This window comes from Paraburkholderia sp. D1E (genome assembly GCF_052682275.1).
Genome location: NZ_JBQYMB010000001.1, coordinates 7,680,667 through 7,704,007, shown reverse-complemented (window position 1 = coordinate 7,704,007; position 23,341 = coordinate 7,680,667). Strand labels below are relative to the sequence as shown.

The window sequence follows — 23,341 nt, the reverse complement described above, 5'->3', positions numbered from 1 at the left end:
CGATGCTGCCGGTGAAGTGGAAAGCGTCGCTGTGGCAGGCGCCCGGCGGGGCACTGGCGAATGCGCGCACACGTATGGCGTCGGTGGCAGGCGCAACGATTGCCACGAGCGTGTCTGCCAGCATGGCCACCGGCGTGGCCGCCGTGTTCGCGAGCGGCGCGTTCGCTGCGGCCCTGCCGCCGCCGGCCACGGCAACAGGGTTTGCCAGCCCTGCGCCGGACAGTTGCGCTGCGCCCGCATGGCCGCGCTGGCAGCAGTTCAAGCGCGATTTCATCTCGCCTGAAGGGCGCGTGATCGACGTCGGCTCGGCCGATTCGCGCACGGTATCGGAAGGTCAGTCGTACGGATTATTCTTTGCGCTCGTCGCCAACGACCGCCCGGCCTTCGATTCGATTCTGCACTGGACCGAGACGCATCTCGCGCAAGGCGACCTGACCGCGCATCTGCCGGCCTGGTTATGGGGCCGCACGGACAGCGGGCAATGGGACGTGCTCGATGCGAATGCTTCCTCCGATGCCGATCTGTGGATCGCCTATGCACTGCTCGAAGCCGGCCGCGCGTGGCAGGAACGCAGCTATACGGCGCGTGGCGCGGTCCTCGCGAAGCGCGTGCTCGACGAGGAAACCGCCAGCGTTCCCGGTCTCGGGTTGACGTTGTTGCCTGGGCCGGTGGGCTTTCATCCGGCGCCGGACGTGTGGCGCGTCAATCCGAGTTATTCGCCGCCGCAGGTGGTCCGCGGGATCGGCACGCGGCTGCCGGACGACGCACGCTGGACGCGCCTTCTCGCCAGCACCGGCCGGGTCCTGCTCGACACCGCGCCGCACGGCTTTTCACCTGACTGGGCGTTGTACCGCGCCAAACACGGTTTCGCGCCGGACCCGCAAACTCAGGCCGAGAGCGCTTACAACGCAATTCGTGTCTATCTTTGGGCCGGCATGCTCGATCCAGGCGATCCGCTCGCGCAACCGTTGCTCACGCACCTCGCGCCGTTTGCCGGCTTTATCGCCGCGCACGGTGCGCCGCCTGAAAACGTCGATACGACGAACGGCAGCGTCGGCGCGAACATGGGTAACGCAGGCTTCTCCGCAGCGGCCGTGCCATTTCTCGACGCGCGCGGCCAGCGCGCGCTCGGCGATGCGCAGATCGCGCGCATGGAACAACTCGATCGCGACACGCCGGCCGGCTATTACACCAGTGTGCTGAGTCTGTTCGGGCTGGGCTGGCGCGATGGCCGTTATCGTTTTGCCGCCGACGGCACCCTCAACCTGCACTGGAGTTCGCCGTGTCGCGCCGCTTCCCGCTAACGTGCGCGGCGCTGTTGCTCTGCCTCGCGGCGCAGGTCGCGTCGGCAGCCGCGTGGGCCGGCACGACCATGTCATCACAAAACGCCGCCGCGCAACGCCTGTTTGGGACGGCCCGCATGTGGTCAACCAAGCATCGTGACGATCTTGCCTTGCAATCGATCCAGAAGGCGCTGCTGATCGCGCCGGACGATACTTCGTTGCTGGCAGAGCAGGTGCGCATCCAGTTGCGTCTCGGCGAGGCGCAGGCCGCGCAGACGACGCTGGCGCGGCTGCGGATCAAAGCCCCCGGCACGCCCGCCACGCAGCAGATCGAAGACGAGTTCCGCGTCGCCACCAACGGCCGTGAAGAACTGGCGACGATTCGCCTGATGGCGCGCAGCGGCCAGTCCGCCGAAGCGACGCGGCGGCTGGTCGCGCTGTTTCCGCACGGTGCGCCGTCGGGGTCGCTCGGCGCCGAGTACTACCAGATCATCGCGGGCACGCCCGAGGGCCGCGTGCAGGCAGTCGGGGCATTGCGTCAGCGGATCGCTGCCGATCCGTCGGATCTCGATTCGGCGCTGGTGCTCGCCAATCTGCTGAACGCACGCGGCGAGACGCGCGCGGAGGCCAATCGCATCGCATGGAATCTCGCCACACGGCCGGATTCGGATCGCTCGGCATCGCTGGACGCATGGCGTCACGTGCTGCAATCCGCTGGCGCGGATCCGGCTTATCTCGCCGCGCTGCGCGCCTATCTGCAACTCGTGCCGGACGATACCGAATTCAAGGACCGGGTCGGCGTGATCGAAGCGCAGTCGGAGGCGCAGCGGCAACTCGAACGCAATCCCGACTACATCGCGCAGCAGCGCGGCCTGCAGGCACTCGCGCGCAACGATCTGACGACGGCCGAACCGCTGCTCACGCGGGCCGCGCAAGCCCGGGCGAACGACGCCGAGGCGGTTGGCGGCCTCGGTCTGGTGCGCATGCGCGAAGGGCGGCGTGACGAAGCCCGCACGCTGTTTCTGCGCGCGGCCGCGCTCGCGCCGGACAATCGCGGGAAATGGGAAAGCCTCGCGCGTGCCGCGCAATTCTGGGGCACGCTGGCGCAGGGCCGCGAGGCCGCCGCAGCCGGACGTCCGCAGGATGCCGAGCGGGCCGCACGCGCCGCGCTCGCGATGGAGCCGGCCAACGCCGACGCCAAACTGATGCTCGCCGACGCGCTGCTCGCGCAACGCAACTGGAGTGCCGCGGAACCGCTGCTGCGTGACTTGCTGGCGGCGCGCGAACCGAATCTGTCGGCAGTGCGCAGTACCCAGACGCTGTTCGAGAACACCGGTCGCGCGGCTCAGGTCGCGCCTCTCCTCGACGCCTTGCAAAGCCGTTTCACTGCCGCCGACGACCGCCAGGGCCTCGCGCAACTGCGCGCCGATATCCTCCGCGGGCAAGCAGAAAAATTGCTGATGGCCGGCCAGCGCGGCCCGGCCGCCCAGCGCTACGAAGCGGCCTTGCGGCTCGCACCCGATGCACCGTGGACGCGGTTTGCGCTCGCGCGCCTGTATCGCGATCTGGGTCTGCCGCAACTCGGGCGGGTGGTGATGGACGATGGCCTTTCCGTGTCGGCGTCGCCCGAAATGCGCTATGCGAGCGCGCTCTATCGCAACTCGCTCGACGACATCGGCGGTGCGCAAGACGTGCTTGCGCCGATCGCCGATCAGGACCGCACGGATGGCATGCGCGCGCTCGAGCGCAACCTGCAAGCGCAGCAGTGCCTCGCGAGAGCACGCGCCGCGTTCGCGCAGGACGATCAGGCGGGCGCCGCACAAGCGCTCGAGCAGGCACGCTCGCTGGCCGGCGACGATCCGAACCTGTTAGCCGCGGTCGGCTCGATGTGGATCGATCACGGCCAACCCGAGCGCGGCCTCGCGTTGCTGCAGAACTGGATCGACACGCATCCGCAGCAGACCGACGCCGACGTGCGTCTGCGTTACGGCGATCTGCTCGGCAGCGCGCAACGCAATGACCAGTTGGATGTATGGCTGACGTCACTGCGCAGCGACGACGTGCAACTGAGCCCCGCACAAAGCGCGCGTCTCGAAGACCAGGCGTTGCGTTTGATCCTGCGGCAGACCGACGAAGCGCTCGATCGCCAGGACTTTGCCGCCGCGCGCCGCCTGCTCACCCGCGTCAGCCCGGCCGGCCGGCGCGACAAGCGGTATGCGTTCGAAGTGGCCGATCTCGAGCGGCTGCAGGGGCACTATGCGGCCGCGCGCGCCGCGCTGGCCCCGGTGCTGGCCGCGACACCTAACGATCCCGACGCGCAACTGGCGCTCGCCCGTGTGCTGGAGCAAAGCGGCGATCGCCGCTCGGCGCTCGATCTCGTGCGCACGGTGATCGACGGCGCGGCGCCCGACGACGTCGATACGCGGCTGTCCGCGGCTCGCCGGCTGGCGGCATTGCGCCGCCCGCAGGAGGCGGAGCAGATCACCTCGGCCTTGCGGGTCGCGTATCCGGCGCGGCCGGATGTGACGGTGCAAAGCGGACGCATCGCCCAGGACCTGGGTCAGTACGAGAACGCTGAATCGCTGTACCGTTTGTCGCTTACGCAGGAGCGCGTGGCGGGTGTGACGGCCGGTCCTGACGGCACGCCCGCGCAGGCCGCGCTGACCGATCTGCAGCAACGCCGCAATCCGGAGATCGAGACAGCATGGATACCCGCCTATAAGTCGGGCGACAGCGGCATTTCGCAGTTTCGTGCGTGGCAAGCGCCCGTGTACCTGCAGATTCCTTATCGCTACGACGGCCACTTTTTCCTCCACGCCGATACGGTTCATATCGATGCCGGCACGCTCGACGTCAGTGACGCGAACGCATTCACACGCGACACGTTCGGCACGCTGGGCGCCGCCGACAAGCTCGCGCAATCGCAAAACGTGCCGGCACAGACCGTGGCCGACTTCGCCGCGACGCTGCCGTATCTGCATCAATCGGCTACCGGTGTCGCGCTCGGCGCCGGCTATACGTCCGACGCATGGCGTTTCGACTTCGGCACCACGCCGCTTGGTTTTCCCGTGCATTACATGGTTGGCGGTGTGCGCTATCAATTCGATGCGGGACCGGCGAGCTTTTCGATCAGCGGCTCGCGCCGTCCGGAGACGAGCAGCCTGCTGTCGTACGCGGGCATGCACGATCCGGTGAGCGGCGCGGTATGGGGCGGGGTGCGTCGCGACGGCCTCGACTTCCACACGGCGGTCGATATCGGCAGGACCAGCGTGTTCGCCGATGTCGGCGCGGGGATGCTGACCGGCCGCAATGTGGCGAGCAACCAGGAAATCACCCTGCGCACCGGCTTCACCGTGCCGGTCTACCAGCGCGTCAACACGCTGGTGAGTACAGGGCTGGTCGGCAACGTCTGGCACTACACCAATAATCAGCGCTTCTATTCGTTTGGGCAGGGCGGATATTACAGCCCGCAACGCTATCTGTCGGTTGGCGTGCCGATCGAATGGGCCGGCCGGCGCGATGCGCTGAACTGGGACCTGACGGCCACTGTCGGCGTGTCGAATTCGTATGAGAAGGACTCGCCGTATTACCCGAACGGTTTGCCCGCCCTGAACAGTGCGTCGCCGGCGCTCAACAGTCTGTGGAATACGGCCGCCTCGGCGCCGGGCTTCAGCAACCTCGTCAACACGGCCAGTTCGACGCGCGGCGTCGCGTTCTCGTATGGGTTGAGCGGCATCGTGCAGTACCGCTTCAACCGTTATCTGGTGGCGGGCGCGCAATTGAGCATCGACCGTTCGCATGACTACGCACCGAGTTCCGCGCTGCTGTACATGCGCTATACCTTCGACGGACGCAAGCAGGACAACAGTCTGTCGCCGAGGCCTGTGCGCCTTTACTCCAGCTTTTGAGCGGCGATACAACGAGATCAGGGAAGCCACGCGTGAGCACCGTTTCGAAATCACTCAAGCCGACGCTGGCCGGCGCCTTTGTGCGACGCCTGCTGCAGGCTGTCCGCCGGGCGGGCTCGGAGAGCGGCGCGCGGTCGCTCGGCCAGTTGGCGATCGATGCACTCCCCGACGAATGGGCCGTGCTCGAAGCCGGCAAGCTCTACGCGATCTACGCGGCTGCGCGCACGCCGGGCGCCGATGCGCTGCTCTGGGAAAGCGCGCGCCAGGCGCAGGCGCGCGATGTCACCGTCGTGCTGGCACGCGCTCGCGCACAGGTCGCGTCGCGCCTGCGCGAACTCGGTTTCAGCGCCAATGCGCCGGCTTCCGGCTGGCCGCGTAACCTGAGCGTCCTTGCGATGCCGCCGACCGGCAACGCCTTGGCCGGTTCCGCCGATGCAGCCATCCATGGGGTGCCGCCGGTCGCGCTTGCCAGGGTGTTCGGCGGCCTGCGCGCGCTCAAGCGCTTCGGTTTCCGTTCGCGCTCGCTGTATTTCGTCGAAGGCACCGAGCGCTGGTTCAACTGGGTGGATCCGGCCGCACTTGCGCGGGAAGGCCGGATGCTCGCGAACTGGTGCGCGGTGCGCAACATTACGCTGGTGTTGCTGCTGGGTTCGCAATCGGACGCGGATGGGGACACGGACGCCGATGCCGATTCGCTGTTCGTTGCACCCGCGCTCGACGGCGCAGCGGCGCAGCATGGCCGCAACGAATTTCACGCAGCCTGCGCGGGCGTCGCGCGGATGGAGCGCACCCACGGCGAATTGCTGTGGCATGTGGACTTCTGGCGCTCGGATCGCACGCTCGTCACCGGCGACGTACGCTCGCTGCGTTTTACCGATAGCGGCCGTCTGAGCGTTGCGTCCGATACGCCAGGCAATGGTGCCGGAGGCGATGGGCTGCTGGCGCGCGATGAACAGCGGGTAGTGGTCAGCCGCGCGGTGGTGCGCGGACACGAGGCGTGGGTCCCGCCGAACTGGGAAGTGCTGGCCGATCAGCAGGCCGTACTCGCGGCATGCGTTGGCGCGCAGGCGGCGACCGTGGTGCTCGATTACGCCGGCGGCGCACAGCTCGATGCACTGTGCGCGGCGATTCATGCGCTGCGCCGCCAGACCGGGCGCGCGTTGAAGATCGTCGTCGCCGAACGGGGTGAAGTGCTGCGCCATCAATACGAACTGCTGGTGCTGACGCTCGGCGCCAACCTGGTGCTCGGTCGCGATCTGCCGTTTTCGCGGATGCAGTCGCTGCTGCAATCGTTGCAGGGACAACTGCACACGCGACCCGTCGCCGCCGATTATCGAACCGCGCTCAGCGCCGCGCTGAGCGAAGACGTGCTTGGCTATCTGCCGGCCGGCACGTACTGCACGCGGGTGCGCGCGGTGCTCGAACGCAGCGCCGTGCTGCAACTGCCGCATGTGCTCGTCAAGCTGACGCTGCTGCCGCAATGCGCGCATATCGAAGCGCTGAAAAGCTGCGTGCCGCGCCGTGCGGGCGACGTCTTCACGGCGGATGCCTCGCATCTGTACGTGTTTCTGTTCGCCTGCCGGCTGGCCGACGCGGACGCCGCGCTCGCCCGCATCTTCAATGTGCCGGTCGAGCGGATCGCGGGCGATATCGTGTATCTGGCGGAGCAGAGCATTGGCGATGAATTGAATGCGCTCGCCACGGCGAGCCGGCGCACGCCGATCGCCGACTACAGTGATCTGTTTGCGATGCCGTTGGGTAAACAAACCGCTGCGCCGGCCGTAGCCGCGCACGTCGGCACGGTTTTGCCGATCGGGGATGGGATGTCCACGGTCGATCAGCTCGCCGCAGTGGAGGAGCTCGTCGCAGTGGAGCAGGCGCTCGGGGCCGCGCGCGCGCAAGCGGCCCAGGAGCTTGAGCAGAAGACAGGGCAGGTAGCAGGGCACGAAGCAACGCCCGGGTCAAACGCGCCGCAGCCACCGCAGCCGCCGGCACTCCGCGCGGCCCCACCGCAGCGCCGTGCCGAGCCCTACGCGATGCCGCTGCGCAAGAAGGGGAGCGAGTAATGGGATTTCTGTTGATCTGTTTTGTCGCGGGGCTGATTCTCGCGATCCCGGTGTGGATCGTGTGGCAGCGCGCCGGCTCGCGTCGCGGTCTCGCGGCGATGCGCCACTTCGATCCGCGCGATGCGGTGCCCTGCGAAATCGAGCCGGTCGCATTGCGTGCGCGCCTGTTGCCCGACGCGGAGCGCGCCGCTGGGGGCACGTCATGAAGACGATTGCGGTTGTCTCCACCGCAGGCGGTAGCGGCCGCACGACCCTGAGCGCCGCGCTCGCCGTGCTGCTCGCGCGGCGCGGCCGTCCCGTGGTCGCGCTCGATTTCGATCCGCAGAATATGCTCGGCGCGCACCTCGGTCTCGATTGCCTCGCCCCGGCCGGCCTCGCGCAAGCCATGCTCGACGAAAACGAAGCGTGGCACGCGCACACGTGGCGCAGCAGCGAAGGCGTGCTGTTCGTTCCGTATGGCGCAGTGTCGCTCGAACAAAGCGCGCGCTGCGATGCGCGCCTCGCGGCCGAACCGCAGTGGCTTGCGAACGCGCTCGCGCAACTCGATCTTTCGCAGGATGGCGTCGTGCTCATCGACACGGCCCGCTACCCGTCGCAGCAAGCCGGGCAGGCCGTGCAGAGCGCCGATCTCGTGCTGTGCGTGACGCCGCCCGAGCCGGCCGCCTGCGCGACCCTGGTCGCGCGGCTTGAGGGGTTGCGACGCGGCGGCGTGAATCTGCGGATCATCGTCAACCGGCTGAATCCGGCGCGCGACATGCAACGCGACGTACTGGCGATGCTGGGCGCCGCGCTCGGTGACGGCCTGCCGCTCGCGCAGCGCGTGCATCTGGACGCGGCGTTGCCCGAATCGTTCGCACGCGGCACGTGGCTGTTCGACGACGCACCGCATTCGCAGGCATCGCATGATCTGCAAGGCCTCGCGAACTGGCTGCATGCGTGGCTCGCTGCTGCACCTTCTGATGCACCGGCGGCAAACACGCGCCGTGCGGGTGGGCAGCCATGAACGGAGCCACGTCCGCTAGCCGCAACGAACGCACGCTACGCCAGCGCGCGTTCGACCGGCTCGCGCGCGGCCTCGGACTTCCCGCCGAGCGCACGGCGCTCGACTGGCTCGTGCGTGTGTTCTTCCAGCCGCCGGCAGCCGGCAAGGCGGATGTCGCGCGCTTGTGGATCCACGCTGCCGTGCTGCATCTGGCCACCCAGTGGGGCGTGCTCGAACCGCATCGCCTGCGTGCGTGGTTGTGGCGCGCGTTCATCCGGGCACCGAAGCCGCACGCCCAGGCGGGCGCGGCCAAGGTGCGCGCGGTGCTTGCGTGGATTGACCGCTGGCTGGTGCCGGTGCTGTTGTGCTGGCGGCGCGTGCGCCGGTACATCGAAGCGAGGCTGCCGAGCTTGCCGTGGCAACGCTGGGGTATGCGGCTCGAAGCCGGCACCGAACGCGTCGGCCACATTCGCTGGCTACTGCCGTTCTTGGTGGTGGCGGGCGGCGTGCTGTGGACCATGATCGGCACCTCGCCACTGTCGACGGACGGCCAGTTCGAATTCTTCGCGGTGCTGGTGGTCGTGGCGCTCGTGGTGCGCCGCTTCCCCGGTCGCATGCCCGCGCTGATCCTGACGACGCTGGCCTTGCTCGCCATGATGCGCTACGTCTGGTGGCGCGTCACGCAGACGCTGTCGTTCCAGACGCCGGGCGAGGCGATTCTCGGCTATCTGCTGTTCGGCGCCGAAGCGTACACCTGGATCATTCTGCTGTTCGGCTTCGTGCAGACTGCATGGCCGCTCAATCGTACGGTTTCCGAACTACCCGCCGACTCCTCGAGCTGGCCGAGCGTCGACATCTATATTCCGACCTATAACGAACCGTTGACGGTGGTGCGGCCGACCGTGTTTGCCGCCCAGGGAATCGACTGGCCCGCGGACAAGCTGCGGGTTTATCTGCTCGACGACGGCCATCGCGAGGAATTCAGGAACTTCGCTCGCGATGCCGGTATCGGCTACATCACGCGCGACGACAATCAGCATGCGAAAGCGGGCAACATTAACCGCGCGGTCGAAAAAACGCACGGCGAGTACATTGCGATCTTCGATTGCGATCACGTGCCGACCCGCTCGTTCCTGCAAACCACGATGGGCACGTTCCTGCGTGACGCCCGATGCGCGATGGTGCAGACGCCGCATCATTTCTTCTCGCCCGATCCGTTCGAGCGCAATCTCGGCACCTTCCGCCGCGTGCCCAACGAAGGCAATCTGTTCTACGGGCTCGTGCAGTCCGGCAACGACTTGTGGAACGCGTCGTTCTTCTGTGGATCGTGCGCGGTCATCAAGCGCACGGCGCTCCTCGAAGTGGGTGGTGTGGCGGTCGAAACAGTCACGGAAGACGCACACACCGCGCTCAAGCTGCACCGGCGCGGCTATACGACCGCGTATCTGCCGACCGTGCAGGCAGCGGGTCTTGCCACCGAGAGTCTCGCCAGCCACATCAAGCAACGCACCCGTTGGGCGCGCGGCATGGCGCAGATTTTCCGCATCGACAATCCGTTTCTCGGCCGCGGCCTGAGTCTGTTTCAGCGCCTGTGCTACGGCAACGCGATGCTGCATTTCTTCTACGGCGTGCCGCGGCTCATCTTCCTGACCATGCCGATGGCGTACCTGTTCTTCCAGATGTATTTCATCAACGCGTCCGCGACCACCATCGCGGGCTTCGTGCTGCCTTACATCGTGCTCGCCAACATCGCGAACTCGCGGATGCAGGGCAAATTCCGCCATTCGTTCTGGGCCGAAGTGTACGAATCGGTGCTCGCGTGGTACATCGCGTTGCCGACCACTATCGCGTTTTTTAGCCCGAAGCACGGCAAGTTCAATGTCACTGACAAGGGCGGCCGCATCGATGAAGGCTACTTCGACTGGGCGGTGTCGAAACCGTATCTGGTACTGCTGGCGCTGAACGGCTGCGCGCTGATGGCGGGCGTGTACCGGTTGACGTTCGGGCCGGGCGGTGAAACCGCGACGATCCTGATGAACGTGTTCTGGACGCTCTACAACCTCGTGATGCTCGGTGCCGCAGCGAGCGTGGCGCGCGAAGCGAAGCAGGTGCGCGTCACCCATCGTATTTCGATGCGGGCCGCGGCGACGTTGCTGCTCGTAGACGGCACGACGGTGGCGTGCACCACCAGTGACTATTCGACCGGCGGTCTCGGTCTCGAAGTCGATCCGGCGTTGAAGCTCGCGCTTGGCGACAGCCTCGGCGTGTGCCTGAGCCGTGGCGACCGGCAATTCCATTTTCCGGTGCACGTGAGCCGTTTTGTGGGTTCGCACCTCGGTGTGCGCTTCGACGGCCTGACGCTCGAACAGGAGCGGCAGATGGTGCAATGTACGTTCGGCCGTGCCGACGCCTGGCTCAACTGGGACGAAGAGACGATTGAGGACGCGCCGCTGCGCGGCCTGAAGGAAGTGCTGACGATGGGCATGGAAGGTTATTCGCGGCTGCTGAGCGGGGCGCTGCGCGCCTTTCAGTCGCTGCTCGCGCTGGACCGTACACGCTATTAATGCCGGTGGCGCGTGCGCCCGGCCAATGAGAGAACGCCAAGCATGACTCTGTGGAACCTGTATTTCATCATCAAGCTGTACCTGTTCACGGGCGGACATCTGCAGCCGGTGTGGATCGCCAACATCGTCTTCGCACTGGCGCTGGTGGCGAGTGCGACGCTGCGCCACCGCGGCTGGCGCATCCTGCGTAACCTGCTCGGTCTCGCGATCGGCATCCCGCTGATGTACTACGAAGCGAATGTGCCGCCGTTCTCGCGTCTGACCGAAGAGTTCGGCAATCTCACCACCTTCAGCTTTGGCTACTGGCTTGAACTCGCGCAGCGTTTCCTGCCGCCGATGCTCCTGCTCACCGCGCTTGGCGGCCTGGTCGGTTATCTGATCGTCAACCGCTGGCTGCGTGTGGCGACTTTCGTGCTGATCGCGCTGGTCGCGATCCCGCTGTGGCAACAGGGTAACGCGGTGTATGCGCGGCTGCAGATCGGGCCAGCCACGGCGGCATCCGGCAATGCACTTGCCGCGCAGCCACTGGATCACAACGCGGCGCTATCTGCCTTCCGCACGCAGGAATCGCAACGGCAAGTTACCTTCGGTCATCTCGGCGCCGATGCGAACACGCAGTTCGACGTGATCGTGCTGCATATCTGTTCGTTGTCGTGGGACGACCTCGATGCGGCTAAGGCGCGCAATCATCCGATGCTGAGCCACTTCGACTATCTGTTCACCAACTTCAGCACAGCCGCCAGCTACAGCGGACCGGCCGCGATTCGCGTGCTGCGTGCGAGCTGTGGGCAGGAAGCGCACGCGGATCTCTACAAGGATGCGCCGCAGCAATGCCACCTGCTCGCCGATCTGGCGCAGGCCGGCTACACGCCGCAGACGATGCTGAATCACGACGGCCACTTCGACAACTTCCTGCAGTTGGTGCACGACAACACCGGTGTGCCGAACGTGCCGATGATCTCGAACGCGAACGTGCCGGTCGCGATGCATGCCTTCGATGGCTCGGCCATTCACGACGATTACGCGACGCTCGCCAGCTGGTATGCGCAGCGCGCAAGCACGCCCGGCCCGGTGGCGCTGTACTACAACACGATCAGCCTGCACGACGGCAACCGTCTGCCGAACAGCAGTCTGTCGAGTATCGATTCGTATCCGCAGCGCGTGAACAAGATGATGAGCGACTTCGACCGTTTTGCGGATCTGATCGCGGCCTCGGGGCGGCGCGCGGTGATCGTGTTCGTGCCGGAGCATGGCGCGGCGCTGCGCGGGGATGCGAATCAGGTCGCCGGTCTGCGTGAAATCCCAACGCCGCGCATCGTGCATGGACCGGCGGGGGTGCGGCTGGTCGGTTTCCAGGGCAATCATGGACCGACCACGGTGATCGACAATCCGGCGAGTTTCCTGGCGGTTGCCCAACTGCTGTCGAACCTCGTCTCGAACAGTCCGTTCAAGCCGGGCGTGACCCTGGCGCAATATGCCGCCAATCTGCCGCAAACGCAGATGGTCGGCGAGAACGAAGGCACCGTGACGATGAAGACGGCGTCGGGCTATGTGGTCAAGACGCCGGACGGCGTATGGGTGGACGGCAAATGACAGTAGCCAATCCTGAAGTGAGGGCGCCGGCGAGCGGCTGGCCGGTGGACGATATCACCGGCCTTGGGCGCCGGTTGCCTGAGCTCGATCCGGCCAGGTATTTCGACGAACAGGCGCGGGAGTCTTATCAGTTGTCGCTTCTGAAGTGGCCGGTGCTCGCCCGGTTGATGAAGCTTGTGCCGCTCGACGAGGCTGCGGCTCCCGCAATGCCCGTGGCGCGCACGGCGCCCACTTCGGACGAACGCGTGCAAGCGGCAGCGGCCGACTAGGCGCTTGCGCTGCAGCGCGCCGGCCGGCGCGCTGTCCTCAGGCGGCGTGCGCTAAGCTCACCGCAACTGTGTCACGGCCAGCAGCAGCACCATGCTGCCAATCGCGCCATCCAGCACGCGCCACGCCGTCGCGCGGCGGAACAGCGGCGCCAATGCACGGGCACCGTAGCCCAGCCCGACAAACCAGACTCCGCTCACCGCCATCGCGCCGAGCGCGAACGCCACGCGTGCGCCCTCCGGTTCGCGCGCGCCCGCCGTGCCGATCAGCAGGAAAGTGTCGAGATACACGTGCGGATTGAGCCACGTGAAGGCCAAGGTCATCAGGATGATCGGCATGGCGCGTTGCACAGGTGCCGCACGCGCGGCAGGTGCGGTGCCGCTCCCGTTGGCGTCCAGCACCGCATGGCCAGGCCGCACCGCGCGGCGCAGCGCGTTGATGCCGAACCACGCCAGATAGGCGAGCCCGACATACAGCATCGCGTGGACGAATACCGGAAAGCGTTCCACCAGGACCGACGCGCCACCCACACCCGCGCCGATCAGGATGAAGTCGGACAGCGCGCACAAAGCGACGATCTTGCCGACGTGCGAGCGCATGATGCCCTGACGGAGCACAAAGGCGTTCTGCGCGCCGATCGTCACGATCAGCGACGCGCACAGGGCGGCACCGTGGGAAAAAGACAGCCAATTCATAATCGATCCAGTAGACGGGGGAAGCGAACGGGGCTAGTCTGCGGTGTTGCTTCTCATAAGAGAAGCTAATTTACTTAATGCTGATTAAGGAACGCTAATGCTCGACTATGCGTTGCTCGACGCACTGGCCGCGGTGGTGCGGCACGGCTCGTTCGATCGTGCGGCCAGCGAACTGAATGTGACCCCGTCAGCCGTCTCCCAGCGGGTCAAGCTGCTGGAGGAACGGGTGGGCAGCGTGCTCGTGAAGCGCGGCCAGCCGTGCGTCGCGACCACCTCGGGCGCGCTGCTGTGCCGCCATACCGAACGCGTGCAATTGCTGGAAGCGGAGCTGAGCGGCCGGCTGCCGGCGCTGCCCGGCGCGCTGGTCGAACCATGGCCGGCACTGCGCGTGGCCGTCAACGACGACAGCGTAGGCACCTGGTTTATCGACGCGGTGGCGCAGTTCTGCGTGGAACGGGAGATGCTGCTCGATCTGGTGGTCGACGATCAGGACCACACCGCGCAGCGGATTCGCGACGGCAGCGTGCAAGGCGCGGTCACCACGCAGGCGGAGCCGGTGCAGGGCTGCCGCTCGACCCGCCTCGGGCGGATGCGCTATCTGGCGGTATGCACGCCGGCGTTTCGTGAGCGTCATTTTGCCGACGGCGTCACGCGCGAGTCGCTGCGGCGCGCGCCGTGTGTCGATTTCAATCCGAAGGATCAGTTGCAAAAGCGCTTCATGCGCCGCATCACGCGAGCGGAACTGGATCCGCCGTTGCACTGGATTCCGCATGTCGCCGGTTTTTTGCGCGCCTGCGTGACGGGACTTGGCTGGGGCATGTGCCCCGAACGCATGATCGCGCCGCATCTGGCCAGCGGCGAGTTAGTGGACATGGCGCCCGGCAAGCATATCGATGTCGATCTGTACTGGCAGAGCTGGCGGCTGTCGATCGGCTGGCTCGACGATTTCGGTGCGGTGCTGCGCAAGCGAGCCACGGAATTTCTCGATTGAGGCGATCGCCTTTGCCGGCCTCGCGTGAGCGGCGCACCGGTCATCGCGCGCGATGGCGGACGCTTTTCAGACTGAGTAGCGCGACATGCAGGCCGTGATGCGTACGAGCCGGATCCCTGGCGAGGTCCGGCTCGTACGCTATTCGAAAGCTGTCAATGCAGCCGGATCACCGGATGCACGCGTCTGCGCAGCCAGTGACTCGCCGAATCCAGCGCCATGCGCGCGAAGCCTGTCAACGTCATTACGTGGCGGCGATAGATGAGTTTGTAGACGGCGGTTGCCAGCCAGCCGTCGACAAACACCGGTTGCGTCAGCAAGCTGTTGCTCAGGCTACCGATCGTGCCTTCGCGGCCGAAACCGACCAGTGTGCCGGCGTCGCGATAGACGAACTCAGGTAAGGGCTCTCCCGCTATCCGGCACTTAAGCGCACGTGCCAGAAACAGCGCCTGTTGGTGCGCGACCTGAGCGCGGGGCGCCAGAAACGTGTCCGCGTTTTCAGAAGAAGGGCAGGCCGCGCAATCGCCGAGTCCAAATATATTCGCGTCGTTCGTGCATTGCAGCGTGCGGTTCACCTGCACCTGTGCATTGCGATTCACCGCGATGCCGTCCAGGGTGCGCAACACTGGCGGCCCTGCGATGCCCGCGGTCCAGATGGCGATGTCGCTGGCGAGCGGTGCGCCTTCGTTAGTCAGCACGGCGTCGGGGCGCACTTCGGTGACGCGCGTTGCGTTCAACACCTCGACACCGAGACTGCCGAGCATTGTCTGCGCGCGCGCCGAAATCGTTTCAGACAAAGCGGGCAGTACGCGCTCGCTGCTCTCGATCAGACGGATGCGGAAGTCGCGCACGGGATCGAGTGAGAATGGGCTGTAGCGGTTCAGGAGGCGCACCGTGTCGCGCAACGCAGCGGCGAGTTCAACACCGGTTGCGCCCGCACCGATGATGTTGATCGATACCGGCGTATCCGCTTGCGCGGTCCGCGCGCGGCGCGCATGGTTCGCACGTAGACAGGCGTCAAGCAGCTTGCGGCGAAACGCTTCCGCATGCGCGACCGATTCGAGCGGCAACGCGTGTTCGGCCGCGCCCGGCACGCCAAAGTATTGCGTGACGCTGCCCATTGCCAGCACCAGCGTGTCGAATGCGAGCTGCCGTGACGGCAGGATTTCGCGGCCGTCGGCGTCGTGGAGCGCATTCAGCGTGATGTGACGGGTCGTCCGATCGAGCGCGGCAAGTTCGCCCTGTTCGAATTCGAAGCCATGCCGTTGCGCCTGCACCGCGTATTGCAGTTGATGCGTGGCCGGATCGAGTTGGCCCGATGCGGCTTCATGCAGCAAGGGCTTCCAGAAGTGCGTCGGCCAGCGATCCACCAGCACGATCTGCGCGAGACCGGCGCGGCCGAGCGTTTCCGACAGCCGCGTCGCGAGCCCAAGCCCGCCGACACCGCCGCCGACGACCACGACGCGATGCGCTGCCGCTTGCGCGGTTTGCGCCGTTTGTGCCGCTTGCACTGCTTCCGCCGCGTCTGCCGTGTGCGGCATGCGCGGCGTGCATTGCTGCGGGTCAGAGGGTGTTTGCTGATCGGTTGCGGCCATGATCCGTATCCTCCTGAAGTTATCCGTGCTGAACCGGTGAAAGTGTCCCCGGGCTATCCCCGGTATTGATCGGCCTCATCTGTCAGGGTCAGTATAGAATCGACGGAAACCGCAGCACAATTTAATGTTTATACAGAACATATAGGTTTTCACTTATGTTAAAAGCTGCCACGTTCCGTCAATTGAGAACCTTGCATACGATCGCGAAGCTCGGCAGCGTGTCGCGTGCGGCCGAAGAACTGAAGCTCACGCAGCCGGCGGTGTCGCTTCAGGTGCGTCTGCTCGAAGAGGCCGCGGGCGCGCCGCTGTTGCAGCGAGTGGGCCGTGGCGTGCAGTTGACCGCGGCGGGCGAAATCCTCGCACGCTATGCGTTGGAAATCCTCGATCTATGGAACGGCGCGGCAGATGATCTCGCCGCGTTACAAGGCGAGCAGGGCGGCACGCTGCGCATCGGCGCGATCACTACGGCTGAATATCTGATTCCGCCTTTTCTGGTGCGCTTCACCGAGTTGCGCCCGCAAGTGAAGGTGCAGTTCAAGGTCGGCAATCGCGCCGACATCATCCGCATGCTGGCCACGCACGAAATCGATCTCGCGGTGATGGGCAGCGCGCCGCGCGAATTGCGTACGGTGGCCACCGCATTTGCGAAGCATCCGATGGCGTTCGTTGCCTCGCCCGCCCACGCGCTGATGAAGAAAAAGCGCCTGTCGTTGGACGATCTGCAAACCGCGAATCTGTTCGTGCGGGAGCGGGGTTCGGGCACACGCTCGACTGTCGAGAATCTGTTTCGACTCGCGGGCCACAAACTGCATATCGGCTCCGAGCTTTCGAGCAACGAGGCGATCAAGCAACTGGTCGAGGCGGGCCTGGGCATCGCGTTTCTGTCGCTGCACGCGTGCTCGCTGGAATTTCAGGCCGGCTTGCTGGCGTTATTGCCCTTGCCCGCCAATCCGATCGAGCGCGACTGGTACGTGATGCATGTGTCCGATAAGCGCCTGCCGCATGTCGCCGGGCTGTTCCGCGATTTTCTGATCGAGCACGGTATGTCCGGCGCGGTGCCGGTGCCGCTGCCCACCGTCGCCGCTGCGAAGCGGCGCCGTCAGGCGCGGTAGGCTTGCCCGGTTTGACGCGCGGATTCTCGCGATTCGCTTCGACGTTTGCGCTGTGCAAGGCTCACAGGACGTCTCCGTGCAGTCTTTCATTGCATGCGCTGAACCTTATAGGACGGGCGTTTCAGGTTACATCGCCCGAGATCGAAGTAAAGGTTGGGCGGGCGATATTTTTGCCTGCGCCGATTGTCTTTACAGTGACGTCCAGACATCTGAGAAAAGTGGACGCCGCATCCCCGTGGCGAGCCATTGTGATTGACCTGGCCGTTACAGGAGTCGGAGACAATGAGCAGTAACAGCATCACCCAAGTCGAAACATTCGGTTTTGAACGCATCCCGGATCGCTCGCGTTATGCGCGGCCGATCGATCTGTTCCGCTTGCTGTTCGGCGGTTGCAATACCTTTTCCACCTCGGTGCTCGGCAGTTTTCCGGTGCTGCTCGGTCTGTCGTTCAAGGCAGGCGTTTATTCGATCGTGCTTGGCGTAGTGATCGGTTCGTGCATCCTCGCGCCTATGGGCCTGTTCGGTCCGCGCAACGGCACGAGCGATCCGGTTTCTTCCGGTGCGCATTTCGGTATTCATGGCCGGATCGTCGGCTCCTTTCTTGCGGTGTTGACCGCGGTCGCATTTTTCTCGCTGGCGGTGTGGAGCTCGGGCGACGCGCTGGTGGGTGGCGCGAATCATCTGCTCGGCTTGCCGGTCAACTGGATGACGTTGAGTTTCGCGTACGGTCTTTTTGCGGTGCTGGTGCTGACCGTCTGTGTCTATGGTTTCCGCTTCATGCTGTGGGTCAACAAAATCGCGGTGTGGGCGGCGAGTCTGCTGTTCGTGGTCGGTATTGCGGCGTTCGCCGGGCCGTTCAATAGCGCGTACGCCGGCAAGGTCGCACTCGGTTCGGTGGGTTTCTGGCCGGCGTTCGTGAGCGCCGTGCTGGTTGCGATGAGCAATCCGGTGTCGTTCGCCTGCACGCTCGGCGACTGGGCCCGCTATATTCCGCAGAACACGCCGAAGAAGCGCACGATTCTCGCGGTGATGCTGGCACAACTGGCCACCTTCGTGCCGTTCTTTTTCGGTCTCGCTACCGCAACGATCATCGCCAGCAAGGCGCCGGACTTCATCGCGTCGAATAACTACGTGGGCGGTCTGCTGGCGATCTCGCCGAACTGGTTCTTTCTGCCGGTGTGCCTGATTGCGATTATCGGCGGCATGTCGACGGGAACCACTGCGCTCTATGGCACCGGGCTCGATATGTCGAGCATGTTCCCCAAGTTTCTGAACCGCGTGCGCGCCACGCTGCTGATCGGCAGCCTCGCCATCGGCTTCATTTTTCTTGGCCGCTTTGCATTCAATCTGGTTGAAAGCGTATCGACGTTCTCGGTGCTGATTAACGTTTGCAGTTGCCCGTGGATGGTGATCATGATCATCGGCTTCGTGACTCGGCGCGGTTTCTATCTGTCCGACGATCTGCAGGTGTTCAATCGCGGCGGCCGTGGCGGCCACTACTGGTTCAGGCACGGCTGGAACTGGCGCGCGATGGGCGCGTGGATTCCGAGTGCGGTGGTGGGTCTGTGTTTCGTCAATCTGCCGGATCAGTTTGTCGGTCCGCTCGGGCAGCTCGCCGGTGGTCTCGATATCAGCATGCCGGTTTCGCTGACGCTTGCCTGCGCGTTGTATATCGGATTGCTGCAGTGCTTTCCAGAACCGGACGGCGTGTATGGGCCGCGTGGCCGCCGCTGGTTGCGTAGCGGGTCGCAACGCAATGTGACCGTGCATCCGGTGGTGCCGGCGACTAAGCTTAAGGCTGGCGGGCCGCAAATGACGACGTCAATGAAGACGCAACCGCAACCGCAGCAGCGCGCCGCGCAACGTGAACGCGAAGAAGCGCTGGACACGCAGGACGCGGATTGAATCGTGCGGTTCGAGGCGCTCAGGGCGGGCGCAGTCAGACTGCGACGAGGGCAGCATCGAGGTGGCATTAGAAGTTGCGTCGAAGCGACACCAGGACTGCACCGAAGCAACAGTCACGCAGTAAATGCAATGGTATTCAAGTTGAGTAGGCAAACAAGATGAGCGAGTCAGTAAAGCGCGCGTTTGAAGGTGTAAAGCTGTTTCCGTTCTGGCTGGACAATCCGCGCGCACCGGCTGTCGAACGGGAGTTGATCGGTCCAACTACGGCGGATCTGGTGGTGGTCGGCGGTGGTTTTACCGGCCTGTGGGCCGCAATTCAGGCGAAAGAAGCCGATCCTTCGCTCGACGTCGTGCTGGTCGAAGCGGGGAAGGTGGCCTACGGTGCGTCGGGCCGTCCGGGCGGGATCATTTCCACCTCGGTGATGCATGGTCTGCCGAACGCGACGCGGGTTTTTCCGCAAGACCTCGACGTGCTGGAAAAGCTGGGCCAGGAGAATCTCGACGGCTTCAAGGAATCGTTGACGCGTTACGGCATTGAAGCGGACGTCGAATGGAATGGCGAGATGACGGTTGCCGTCGATCCGGGCCACCTCGATCACCTCAAGGGCGACTACGAGTTGCACGTGGCGCATGGGCACGACGTGGTGCTGCTCGACAGCAAGGGCGCTCGCGAACAACTCGATTCGCCCCTGTTCGCGGGCGCGATGTGGTCGCGCAATCGCAGCGGCACGATTCATCCGGCAAAGCTCGCGTGGGGTCTGAAAGCCGCCGCGTTGAAACTCGGCGTGCGTTTGCATGAACACTCGCCGATCACGCGTATGGAAGATCTTGGCGCGACGATGATCGTGCACACGCAATCAGGCCGCATCGAAACGCCACGCGTGCTGCTCGGCACCGGCACAGCGGATGTGGGCGTGACCGACATCAAGCGCCGCGTGATGCAGGTGCGCGATCACATCGTCGCGACCGCGCCTTTGAGCGACGAGCAGATGGCGCGCATCGGCTGGAACAATCGCCAGGGCATCTACGATACGCGTACGCAGCTTAATTATTTCCGTCTCACGAAAGACAACCGGATCATCTTCGGCGGCCGTGTGAGCTATCACTTCGGCGGCGATCCGAATCCGGCTGCGGATCGTGACGAACGCACCTACTACAAGCTCGCCGAAGCGTTCTATCGCACGTTCCCGCAACTGGATGACGTGCGCTTCACGCATGCGTGGGGTGGCCCGATCGACTACTGTTCACGTGGCGCGGTGTTCGCGCGCCGCTATCACGGCGGCAAGAGCGTGTTCGTCGCGGGCTATACGGGCTTCGGCGTGGCGGGCAGCCGCTTCGGTGCGAAGATGGGCCTCGACATGCTGTGGAATCGCGATACGCTGATTACGTCGCTGGATATTTCGCGCAAAGGGCCGTCGTACATTCCGCCGGAACCGCTGCGCTGGATCGCCGCGAAGATCACCTTTAACGCATTCGACGGCGCCGACGATCGCGGTGGCTGGCGGCGTCTCTGGATCAATTCGATCAAGGCGCTGGGTTTCCCGATGTAGCGGCGGATGGTGTCGCGAGCTTGTCTGCGAGTTTGTCTATGCACCTGGCGGTTTTTTACTCATTGCCGCCAGAATAAAAAAACCGCACCTTAACGGGTGCGGTTCCTGATGAAGCAACGGTGTGATGCAGTATGAATCAACCGCAGTACACGATGCTGTACTTCTTGGTCGCCACCGGCATGTGCCACGTGCCCGAGAAGCCCTTGTGCAGGATGAAGGCGTCGCCGGCGGCATAACGGTCGCTGCGGCCGTCGTCGCTGGTGATGACGACTTCGCCTTCGATCAGCACGCAGACTTCGTGGATCGGCAGGTCGGCCAGCTTCAGCGTGCCCGCATCGCATTGCCAGACGCCCGCGGACAGCATGTTGGTCGCATCGGAGAAGGCGTTGAGGGCGTGCGGCGCCTTGGCGCCTTCCAGAATGACGTCGGCGGGATCGTGCAGGGCCGGGTTCAGGCCCGAAGCGCCGGGGCCTTTAGCGTCGATGCGGGTAAAAGTGAGGGTGCTCATGTGTCTCTCCTGGTGAATGTGATTCGATGACGAAGCATTCGATTGCTGAGTCGAAGCAGAACCGGAGTCTGAGCCAAAGCTGCGTAGCGATGAATTTCGATTTGAAGACATTCAGATTGAGCGGCGTCGATGTAAAGCATTCGACACCGCTCCCGGGCGCGATCTGCGGCCCACCGTCTGACCTAACACATTCATGTAAAGGACCAAGCCATGCAACTGCAACACGCCAGGCAGTTTTATATCGACGGCCAATGGGTCGACCCGCAAGAGCCGGCCAGCTCCGCCACGCTCGACGTGATCGATCCGTCCACGGCCACTGCGTTCGCGCAGATTTCACTCGGCAGCGCGGTCGATGTCGACCGTGCGGTGGCGGCAGCAAAGCGTGCCTTTCCCGCCTACAGCGAGACCACGATCGCGCAGCGAATCGATTTGCTGCAAGTGATCCTCGACGTCTACCGCAAGCGCTACGACGACATGGTGCATGCGATCAGCCGTGAGATGGGCGCGCCGCTGCAATATGCAAACGACGCGCAGGCGTGGACCGGTGTCGCGCATCTGGAGACGATGATCCGCACGCTCGATACGTTCGAATTCGAGTACGTGAAGAGCAGCATTCTGATCCGCAAGGAAGCGGTCGGCGTGTGCGGGCTGATTACGCCGTGGAACTGGCCGGCCTTGCAGATCGCCACCAAGGTCGTGCCCGCGCTCGCGGCCGGCTGCACGATGGTGCTCAAGCCTTCGGAACTGGCGCCGCTCTCCGGCATCATCTTCGCCGAGATCCTCGATGAAGCGGGCGTGCCGGCCGGCGTATTCAACCTCGTCAACGGCGAAGGCGCGACGGTGGGCGAGGCGATGTCGCGTCATCCGGACATCGACATGATGTCGTTCACTGGTTCGACGCGCGCGGGCGTGCAGGTCGCGAAGGCCGCGGCGGATACCGTCAAGCGCGTCCATCAGGAACTGGGCGGTAAATCGGCGAACCTGATTCTCGAAGACGCCGATCTGAAGCAGGCGGTGATGCGCGGCGCACGTGCCTGTTTCGACAACAGCGGCCAGTCGTGCGATGCGCCCACGCGCATGTTCGTGCCGCGCGCGCGCCTCACCGAGGCATTGGCGTACGCGAGGGAAACGGCTGAAGCATTGGTCGTCGGTCCCGCGGATGCCACGGGCATCGATCTTGGGCCTGTCATCAGCGAGCAGCAGTTCGACAAGATCCAGCGGCTGATCGGCGTGGGCATCGAAGAGGGCGCGACGCTGGTGGCCGGCGGCCCGGGACGTCCCGAAGGATTGAAGGAGGGTTACTTCGTGCGCCCGACAGTTTTCGGCAACGTCACGCCGGGTATGACGATCGCGCGTGAAGAGATTTTCGGGCCCGTGCTGTCGATCCTCGGCTACGACTCTGAAGACGAAGCGATCGCGATGGCCAACGACAGTCTCTACGGTCTCGCGGGCTATGTGCAATCCGCGTCGATCGAGCACGCGCATGCCGTGGCGAAGCGTCTGCGTACCGGCACGATCTATCTGAACTACGCGGACTACAGCCCCGATGCGCCGTTCGGCGGCTTCAAGCAGTCGGGTAATGGCCGCGAGTACGGCGAGTTCGGTCTCGAGGACTTTCTGGAAATCAAGGGCGTGGTCGGCTACGCGGCTTGAGGCTGCGTGACAGCCGGGCGGTGATGCGCCTCAGTAATGTAATTCGGTGGTGGTCCTAAGCCGCGCAAGCATAACGAAAGTTATGCGGGCAGTGAGCGGTGAGGGACATCACCGCGATGGCCGTTTTCCGATGGCGGTTCCAAACCTGCGAGTGTCTGTTGAGGGCGACTATAATCCTCACCGGAATTCGCCATCGGATCTTCAACCTGTGAAAACAACTATCGCTATTGCGCTTGCCGCGCTTGTCCTGAGCGGCTGCATGTCCGCCGAAAAGCAGGAAGCCCAGGCGCGCGACTTTACCCGCTCCGAGAGCCTGCTCGATACCGCGCAGCGTAACGCCTCTGTTGCGTGCGCGGATCAGACGCAGTGCGATAAGGCCTGGTCGCTCACGAAAGACTACGTGGCGGCGCATTCTTCCACCTCGATCGTCCGTGCGGATGCGGCAGCGATCGAGACCGACGTTCCGAGCCGCTCGGGCAAGGCGGTCTATTCGGCCACGCGCGTGGCCAAGGGCAGCGGGGCGACGATCACGCTGTATGCGCAGTGTCGCGGCATGTATGGTCAGGATCGCGCAATGGGCTCCGACTACGATGATTGCGTCGAGCAGATCGGTCCGACGCAAAACGGCTTCGTGCCGTTTCTGAACCAGCATCTATCCAGCCAGTAACGGAC

At 64.7% G+C, this 23,341-nt stretch carries 17 protein-coding genes; 14 read left to right on the top strand and 3 right to left on the bottom strand.

The genetic code is table 11. The features are described from left to right. Nucleotides 1–2: 2 nt before the first annotated feature. From bcsZ to ACUN0E_RS34500, 8 genes are all read left to right on the top strand, one after another. The gene (gene bcsZ, locus ACUN0E_RS34535) at nt 3–1,304 is read left to right on the top strand and encodes a cellulose synthase complex periplasmic endoglucanase BcsZ (protein WP_445569419.1); all 1,302 of its coding nucleotides are present in this window, start codon (nt 3–5) and stop codon (nt 1,302–1,304) included. Between the two features lie 68 nt (nt 1,305–1,372). Continuing rightward, nucleotides 1,373–5,191, top strand: coding sequence for a cellulose synthase subunit BcsC-related outer membrane protein (locus tag ACUN0E_RS34530; RefSeq protein WP_445570574.1), 3,819 nt, complete (start codon nt 1,373–1,375; stop codon nt 5,189–5,191). Nucleotides 5,192–5,223: 32 nt separating this feature from the next. Continuing rightward, entirely contained in the window at nt 5,224–7,257 is a 2,034-nt protein-coding gene (bcsE, locus tag ACUN0E_RS34525) for a cellulose biosynthesis protein BcsE (protein WP_445569418.1), read from the top strand. Continuing rightward, nucleotides 7,257–7,463: a hypothetical protein gene (locus ACUN0E_RS34520; RefSeq protein ID WP_408232501.1), complete on the top strand. Its 207-nt coding sequence runs from the start codon at nt 7,257–7,259 to the stop codon at nt 7,461–7,463. The genes bcsE and ACUN0E_RS34520 overlap by 1 nt, the downstream gene beginning before the upstream one ends. After that, complete coding sequence (gene bcsQ / locus ACUN0E_RS34515) at nt 7,460–8,260, top strand: cellulose biosynthesis protein BcsQ (protein WP_445569417.1); 801 nt, start codon at nt 7,460–7,462, stop codon at nt 8,258–8,260. Before ACUN0E_RS34520 ends, bcsQ begins: the two co-directional genes overlap by 4 nt. Beyond that, nucleotides 8,257–10,803, top strand: coding sequence for a UDP-forming cellulose synthase catalytic subunit (gene bcsA, locus ACUN0E_RS34510; RefSeq protein WP_445569416.1), 2,547 nt, complete (start codon nt 8,257–8,259; stop codon nt 10,801–10,803). Before bcsQ ends, bcsA begins: the two co-directional genes overlap by 4 nt. A 42-nt stretch (nt 10,804–10,845) precedes the next feature. Next, nucleotides 10,846–12,396 (top strand): cellulose biosynthesis protein BcsG, encoded by a 1,551-nt coding sequence (bcsG, locus tag ACUN0E_RS34505; RefSeq protein ID WP_445569415.1) that lies wholly within the window; start codon nt 10,846–10,848, stop codon nt 12,394–12,396. After that, complete coding sequence (locus ACUN0E_RS34500) at nt 12,393–12,665, top strand: hypothetical protein (RefSeq protein WP_408509790.1); 273 nt, start codon at nt 12,393–12,395, stop codon at nt 12,663–12,665. The genes bcsG and ACUN0E_RS34500 overlap by 4 nt, the downstream gene beginning before the upstream one ends. 57 nt (nt 12,666–12,722) lie before the next feature. On the opposite strand, the gene ACUN0E_RS34495 is transcribed toward ACUN0E_RS34500, so the two are convergent. Then, complete coding sequence (locus ACUN0E_RS34495; RefSeq protein WP_408509791.1) at nt 12,723–13,358, bottom strand: LysE/ArgO family amino acid transporter; 636 nt, start codon at nt 13,356–13,358, stop codon at nt 12,723–12,725. A gap of 97 nt (nt 13,359–13,455) precedes the next feature. Here ACUN0E_RS34495 and ACUN0E_RS34490 point away from each other — a divergent pair, with 97 nt between their 5' ends. Next, nucleotides 13,456–14,349, top strand: a complete 894-nt coding sequence (locus tag ACUN0E_RS34490; RefSeq protein WP_445569414.1) for a LysR family transcriptional regulator ArgP — start codon at nt 13,456–13,458, stop codon at nt 14,347–14,349. A 152-nt stretch (nt 14,350–14,501) separates the two neighbouring features. Here the strand turns inward: ACUN0E_RS34490 and ACUN0E_RS34485 are convergent, their stop codons facing one another. Then, nucleotides 14,502–15,887: an NAD(P)/FAD-dependent oxidoreductase gene (locus ACUN0E_RS34485; protein ID WP_445570573.1), complete on the bottom strand. Its 1,386-nt coding sequence runs from the start codon at nt 15,885–15,887 to the stop codon at nt 14,502–14,504. Between the two features lie 209 nt (nt 15,888–16,096). Here ACUN0E_RS34485 and ACUN0E_RS34480 point away from each other — a divergent pair, with 209 nt between their 5' ends. The 3 genes from ACUN0E_RS34480 (at nt 16,097) to ACUN0E_RS34470 (ending at nt 20,508) form a co-directional block, all read left to right on the top strand. Further along, nucleotides 16,097–17,053 carry a LysR family transcriptional regulator gene (locus ACUN0E_RS34480; RefSeq protein WP_408232480.1) on the top strand — a complete coding sequence of 319 codons (957 nt, stop codon included), beginning with the start codon at nt 16,097–16,099 and terminating at the stop codon, nt 17,051–17,053. A 282-nt stretch (nt 17,054–17,335) separates the two neighbouring features. Then, nucleotides 17,336–18,958: a purine-cytosine permease family protein gene (locus ACUN0E_RS34475; RefSeq protein ID WP_408509792.1), complete on the top strand. Its 1,623-nt coding sequence runs from the start codon at nt 17,336–17,338 to the stop codon at nt 18,956–18,958. Between the two features lie 158 nt (nt 18,959–19,116). Further along, nucleotides 19,117–20,508, top strand: a complete 1,392-nt coding sequence (locus ACUN0E_RS34470; protein WP_445569413.1) for an NAD(P)/FAD-dependent oxidoreductase — start codon at nt 19,117–19,119, stop codon at nt 20,506–20,508. A 136-nt stretch (nt 20,509–20,644) separates the two neighbouring features. On the opposite strand, the gene ACUN0E_RS34465 is transcribed toward ACUN0E_RS34470, so the two are convergent. Further along, entirely contained in the window at nt 20,645–21,016 is a 372-nt protein-coding gene (locus ACUN0E_RS34465; RefSeq protein ID WP_408220634.1) for a cupin domain-containing protein, read from the bottom strand. A gap of 216 nt (nt 21,017–21,232) precedes the next feature. Here ACUN0E_RS34465 and ACUN0E_RS34460 point away from each other — a divergent pair, with 216 nt between their 5' ends. Together ACUN0E_RS34460 and ACUN0E_RS34455 are read left to right on the top strand one after the other, a co-directional pair. Beyond that, complete coding sequence (locus tag ACUN0E_RS34460) at nt 21,233–22,669, top strand: aldehyde dehydrogenase family protein (RefSeq protein WP_445570572.1); 1,437 nt, start codon at nt 21,233–21,235, stop codon at nt 22,667–22,669. A 208-nt stretch (nt 22,670–22,877) separates the two neighbouring features. Next, nucleotides 22,878–23,336, top strand: coding sequence for a hypothetical protein (locus ACUN0E_RS34455; RefSeq protein ID WP_445569412.1), 459 nt, complete (start codon nt 22,878–22,880; stop codon nt 23,334–23,336). The last annotated feature ends 5 nt before the right edge of the window (nt 23,337–23,341 follow it).

Bases quoted from the DNA above. Each gene is read 5' to 3' on its own strand.
- bcsZ (WP_445569419.1), top strand. From the start codon at position 3: ATGCTGCCGGTGAAGTGGAAAGCGTCGCTGTGGCAGGCGCCCGGCGGG.
- ACUN0E_RS34530 (WP_445570574.1), top strand. From the start codon at position 1,373: ATGTCATCACAAAACGCCGCCGCGCAACGCCTGTTTGGGACGGCCCGC.
- ACUN0E_RS34520 (WP_408232501.1), top strand. From the start codon at position 7,257: ATGGGATTTCTGTTGATCTGTTTTGTCGCGGGGCTGATTCTCGCGATC.
- bcsQ (WP_445569417.1), top strand. From the start codon at position 7,460: ATGAAGACGATTGCGGTTGTCTCCACCGCAGGCGGTAGCGGCCGCACG.
- bcsA (WP_445569416.1), top strand. From the start codon at position 8,257: ATGAACGGAGCCACGTCCGCTAGCCGCAACGAACGCACGCTACGCCAG.
- bcsG (WP_445569415.1), top strand. From the start codon at position 10,846: ATGACTCTGTGGAACCTGTATTTCATCATCAAGCTGTACCTGTTCACG.
- ACUN0E_RS34500 (WP_408509790.1), top strand. From the start codon at position 12,393: ATGACAGTAGCCAATCCTGAAGTGAGGGCGCCGGCGAGCGGCTGGCCG.
- ACUN0E_RS34495 (WP_408509791.1), bottom strand. From the start codon at position 13,358: ATGAATTGGCTGTCTTTTTCCCACGGTGCCGCCCTGTGCGCGTCGCTG.
- ACUN0E_RS34490 (WP_445569414.1), top strand. From the start codon at position 13,456: ATGCTCGACTATGCGTTGCTCGACGCACTGGCCGCGGTGGTGCGGCAC.
- ACUN0E_RS34485 (WP_445570573.1), bottom strand. From the start codon at position 15,887: ATGCCGCACACGGCAGACGCGGCGGAAGCAGTGCAAGCGGCACAAACG.
- ACUN0E_RS34480 (WP_408232480.1), top strand. From the start codon at position 16,097: ATGTTAAAAGCTGCCACGTTCCGTCAATTGAGAACCTTGCATACGATC.
- ACUN0E_RS34475 (WP_408509792.1), top strand. From the start codon at position 17,336: ATGAGCAGTAACAGCATCACCCAAGTCGAAACATTCGGTTTTGAACGC.
- ACUN0E_RS34470 (WP_445569413.1), top strand. From the start codon at position 19,117: ATGAGCGAGTCAGTAAAGCGCGCGTTTGAAGGTGTAAAGCTGTTTCCG.
- ACUN0E_RS34465 (WP_408220634.1), bottom strand. From the start codon at position 21,016: ATGAGCACCCTCACTTTTACCCGCATCGACGCTAAAGGCCCCGGCGCT.